At 53.9% G+C, this 5,127-nt stretch carries 4 protein-coding genes; all 4 read right to left on the bottom strand.

What is annotated here, in order from left to right; translation table 11 throughout:
* Positions 1 to 890, bottom strand: an 890-nt coding sequence (locus H6F43_RS04930; RefSeq protein WP_190341239.1) for an AAA family ATPase, incomplete at its 3' end; no start/stop codon positions are given.
* A 104-nt stretch (positions 891 to 994) separates the two neighbouring features.
* Positions 995 to 1,990, bottom strand: coding sequence for a glycosyltransferase family 2 protein (locus H6F43_RS04925; RefSeq protein WP_190341236.1), 996 nt, complete (start codon positions 1,988 to 1,990; stop codon positions 995 to 997).
* Positions 1,991 to 2,427: 437 nt separating this feature from the next.
* Entirely contained in the window at positions 2,428 to 3,714 is a 1,287-nt protein-coding gene (locus H6F43_RS04920) for a pentapeptide repeat-containing protein (protein ID WP_190341234.1), read from the bottom strand.
* 81 nt (positions 3,715 to 3,795) lie between these two features.
* Positions 3,796 to 5,127 (bottom strand): Ig-like domain-containing protein (locus H6F43_RS04915; RefSeq protein ID WP_190341232.1); only part of this gene is annotated, 1,332 nt, incomplete at its 5' end.

Genomic DNA, 5,127 nt, shown 5'->3' with positions numbered 1-5,127 from the left:
GCGCGGCTAAGAATCGCAGATGAGGGCGGCATCTGCCCCGTGAGAATTAGGCACTGCGTCGAAGTTTCCAAAGCGGCAAGCTGAATATCGGTGCGATCGCCCCCGGTTACCACTGCCATATTGCGCCCCTTGCGGAAGTACTTAAGGGCGGAATTAACGTTCATTGCGCCGATCTTTAGGCTTTCTACCATCAAGTCCAGTCGATCGGGGCGGCAAAGCACCTCTGCCTTTAGCTGTTGCACTAGTTCACTGACGCTAACACTCCGCAGCAGTGCGTTTCTGGGCAGCAATCCCAGGATAGGAATCCCATGAGATTCCAAAAAGGGCTGCACGGTTTCTTGAACTTCGGTGAGTCGAGCTTCAGGGATATCATTAATCAGCACCCCAAGCAAGCGATCGCCCAATCGCCGCTGTGCCGAAATCAGCGCGCCCACAATCAGCAGCGAATGAAAGCGAGCCACCAGCAGAACTCGCGCATCGACGAGATCTGCAATTTGCGACAGCGATAGCTCAAACAGCGTCCCTTCCTCCAGGTTCGCGGGACCTTCCAGCAGCACCAAATCTGCATTCGATCGGAGCTGCTTTAGCAGCACCTGTGGATAGTCCACCGTATCTTTGCCCTGAATCCGCTTTTGGATTGTGGGTTCGTCAAGAAACAGCGCCGTTGGTTGCAGGCGATCGGCAGGTAACCGGAGGCTCTGCGCGACGAATTGCACATCGTCATCTACCTCAGACGCTTCCGTTCCGCTCCAACAAGTTCCTAAGGGTTTGCCGTAGGCAATATCAAGTCCTTGCGCTTTTAGCTGCTGAGCGAGTCCCAGCACGACGGCAGATTTTCCACTGTACGCCTCTGTAGACCCAACGAGTAAATATTTTGCGGACTTAGGCACACTTCCACCCCCATACCATGACTAGAACCGAAACGGTTGCACCGTCTATTGTACTAAGGGTACCGCATCCGCTCAGTGACATCCGGGAGGCGGTAGCGTGTTGCCTAAAATCTCAATCGCTTTTCGGGCGGTGTGCGATCGTGGCTGGTTTCGTGACGATCGATTGAGGCAAAGCCTGCAACTTCTCTTAGGGTGTAGAGTGGGCGGTTTTTCACCTCTTCGTAGATCCGTCCGATGTACTCGCCTAAAATGCCGATGCTAAAGAGCTGCACTGCACCCAAAAAGAAAACAGCCGCCGCGATCGTGGCGTAGCCAGTCAAGGGTGCAGTGCCGTCAAACAGCCGCCAGTACATCACCAACAGCGCCATGACTAAGGCAACCACTGCGGAAAACAAGCCCAGGTAAGTAGACAGCCGCAGCGGAACTCTAGAAAACGACACCAGCCCATTAATTGCCAGCGCGAGCGACTTGCGGAACGTGTACTTTACCTCGCCTGCAAAGCGTGGATCCCGCTCAAACCGAACAGCAGTTTGTTGAAAACCAATCCACGATCGCAAGCCCCGGATATAGCGGTTGCGCTCTGGCATGGCGTTGAGCACATCGACGACGCGCCGATCCATCAGGCAAAAATCGCCTGTGTCTGTAGGAATATCAACATCCGCCAACCGCTTCAGCAGGCGATAGAAGACATAGGCAGTGAAGCGCTTAAACCAGCTTTCTTTGCGACGCTGAGTGCGCTGAGCGTAGACCACTTCGTAGCCCTGCCGCCACAGCTCTACCATGTCGGGGATCAATTCAGGTGGGTCCTGCAAATCGGCATCCAGAATCACCACCACTTGACCTCGAACAAAGTTTAGCCCTGCGGTAACCGCAATCTGGTGTCCAAAATTACGGGCAAAACTGAGGTAGCAAACGCGAGAATCGCGCGATCGCAATTCTCGCAGCAGCTCCAGCGATCGATCTTGGCTGCCATCATTAATCAAAATGAGTTCTACCGGACCGTCCATGCCGTCCATTACCTGACTAACACGTCGGTATAGTTCAGCGATCGTAGCTTCCTCGTTGTAGACCGGGATGATAAACGAGTAGGTAGGCTGCATGACTGATAAGAATTTGAAATTTCAGATTTGCCCGCTTAGATTCTAAAGACGGTGAATTCAATCAGGCAACATGGTGGGATGGTCAGGATGCCCAGTTGAGACAGCCAGGACAGCTATCTCACTTGATTCAATTCATCATCCTAAGCAATTAAACAACGCATTCACGGAAGTGCAAACCCTGCGGTTTAACGCAGCCATTGTTTGAGCAATTCCTGAAGCAAATAGACGTCTCAAGCTAGAATTCTAGCCCCAGCGGTAGGATTTTCTTAGGATTACAGTACAGGTTTGGACCGTACATCTACTAGATGATCGTCTGAATCTTTACTAGAACTTCAAACCGCTCTCACAGCAGTTGTACTGCCCTTACGAGAACGGCACTGAACCGATAAAGAGAGCGGATAAAGACCTGAATGAGGTTGCTCCTGATTCCCTAGCTTCTACCGTCCCAGCTTGTTCGGAATCGCTTCGCACCCACCGGGAATTGTGCCTCTCGTTTTGCTACCGCCCCAAGCGCAGCAGTAGTAGCGCTGCTCCTGAGAGAGGTGAGTGACTCCACTGAAGTCAGCATTTTCGATCACGGCTCCAGTCTGCTCACCCGTACGATAGTCCGGTGGTGCCGTGCGGCTACGAGGTGTGGCGGAGTCCACCTTGCCATAAAACAAACGGGTGCCGTTAAAGTTCGCACCATGAAAAACCGCATCGACCAAGATTGTGCGTGAGAAATTGGTTTTCACCAAATCGCAACGGCTGAGGTTGGCACGAATCAAATTAATTTCGCTCAAATCCGTCCAGCGTAGATCGGTGCCAGACAGATCGGCACCTGCCAGCATCACGCCCAAATCAATGACGCGCACGCCCTCAGTCCGGTCTTCTTCGTAGCCACCAGAGCCATCTAGAATTGCCCGTCCTAATCGTCGATCGCGTCGTAGCGGAGTCAGCAGCCGAGCGCAGGAGAGAAACCGAATCACTTTTGCCTTGCCGCCACCATCAACGCTGCTGATAATCGCTGCCGTACGTCCTTCGGCGATCGCCCGCTCTTGGGGCCAATCTTCTAGCAGTCCTTCGTCGTCGAGGACGAGATCGGAAATGCCTTGAAAGAAACTATCGATCGTCTGCTGCTGCGTGATCGTATTTTGCTGGATGGTTAGGTCTTTTTCGATCACGTACTGCCGCCAGGCAATGTAGACTGCCAGCACCGCAATCAAAATTTGCCCCAGTGCGCCAAACACTTCACCAAGCGCCCCGACTGCATCCCAATTGGTCTGGCTCAGCAGCGATCCAAGCCAGCGATTACCGCCGATCGCGCTCCACACGCCCAGCGTCCCCAACACACCACCAATCGCCGCAATCAGAATCGACTGCTCTTGCCCCGATAGCAGATTGAGCAGAAGCGAACGCAGCGGCGACCACAGCACCCGCAGCGAAATGACGAGCGCTACGGCAGCCCCCGCAAAGCTGAGCCATGCGTTGCTGAACAACCAGCCCACCAGCATTAGCCCGATCGCCAGCAGGATAATTCCTGACATCGAGAGGCGACTGACCGCACCGGGCGCGATCGCGCTTGCGGCGAAGCGCGGCGGCTGATTTGCCGCAATTGCCGATCGCACTGCCGAGCTTTCTCCTGCAAAATCGTCATCGCCATTGCTATCGTCTAAGACGGGCTGGTCGTTGCGTGTATTTTCTAGTGGAGATGCAAGAAAGCGATCGGGCTTGTTGGCGTTCATTGTGGAGCTTGCAAGTCAGGGGAGGAGAGCAAAGAAAGCGTATCTCTACACCCTACCTCACATCAACAGTAGTACAGGCATTTATCCAACCGTGAGGTTAACCGTCGCTGAGTTCGAGGAGGAGATGCCATCGCTCAATTCGTAGACAAAGAAGTCGGTTCCTCTAAAGCCGGGAAAGGGCGAATATCTGAACGAGCCATAGTCAGGTCGCGTTCTATCAGAAATCACAAACAGCGAACCACCTGAAGTAAGTCGGGTGAGGCGAATTTCTAGCGGGTCTCCCTCTGCGTCAACGTCGTTTACCAAAATGCCCGGTCCTGGCACGACTAATGAGGCGCCCGTGACGGTATAGCTGTCATTTACAGCAACGGGTGCCGAGTTGGGGGCAACGCTAAGCGTAACCGTTGCGAGATTTGAGGTCGCAATGCCATCACTCACCCGATAGGTAAAGGTGTCAACTCCTTGAGTAAACGCGGGATTTGCCTGGTACGAGAAGGAGCCGTTCTGATTTAGCGTCAGGACACCATTCGTCGGAGCACTTACCACCGTTGCAGTCAGCGAGCTTCCATCGGCGTCCGTATCATTTTGCAATACGCCGTTGAGACCTCCCACATTGACGGTGCCACGAGCGGCTCGGTAGGCGTCATCTCTGGCGATCGGCACTGCATTCGGCGACACCGAGAGCGTGACCGTGGCAATGTTTGAGGCGGCTAGACCATCGCTAACTCGATAGGTGAAGGTATCCACCCCGCTTGTGAAGGTTGCATTTGGTGTGTAGTTGAAAGACCCATCGGAATTGAGGTTGAGGACACCGTTGGTGGGATTAGCTACCAAGCTAACGGTTGTTAGCGCGTCTCCATCGGGATCGATGTCGTTATTCCGCACTCCGTCAATCGCACTGACGCTGCGTCCACCTACTGGAATCTGATAGGTATCCGAGAAGGCGGTAGGGGGAGTGTTAGACCCAACTGAAATCGCAACTGTCGCGAGATCCGATGTGGCAATGCCATCACTCACTCGATAGGTGAAAGTATCGATGCCTACGGTAAAGCCGCTGTTGGGTGTGTAGACAAACGAGCCATCTGGGTTCAGGCTTAGCGCTCCGTTGGCAGTCGTGGTCGCCAAAACCGCCGTTCGCGGATCATTCTCTGCGTCAGTGTCGTTAGACAAAACACCCTCGATCACGTTGATGGTTCCAGGAGTACCTGCAATAACTCGGTAGCTGTCGTTGTTGGCAACTGGAGGCGTATTGGCTCCAACCGTAACGGAGAGCGCAACGGTGGCAGGGTTCGACAGGTTGGTGCCATCGCTCACCTGATAGACGAAGCTATCGGGTCCGAAATAGTTGGAGAACGGCAGATAGGTGAAGGAGCCGTTGTTATTGAAGGCGAGGGTACCGTTCGTGGGGCTTAC

The sequence above is a fragment of the Leptolyngbya sp. FACHB-36 genome, assembly GCF_014695955.1.
GTDB lineage: Bacteria > Cyanobacteriota > Cyanobacteriia > Leptolyngbyales > Leptolyngbyaceae > FACHB-36.
Note: the sequence above shows the minus strand (reverse complement) of the source record. Positions and strands in the feature narration are given on the sequence as shown.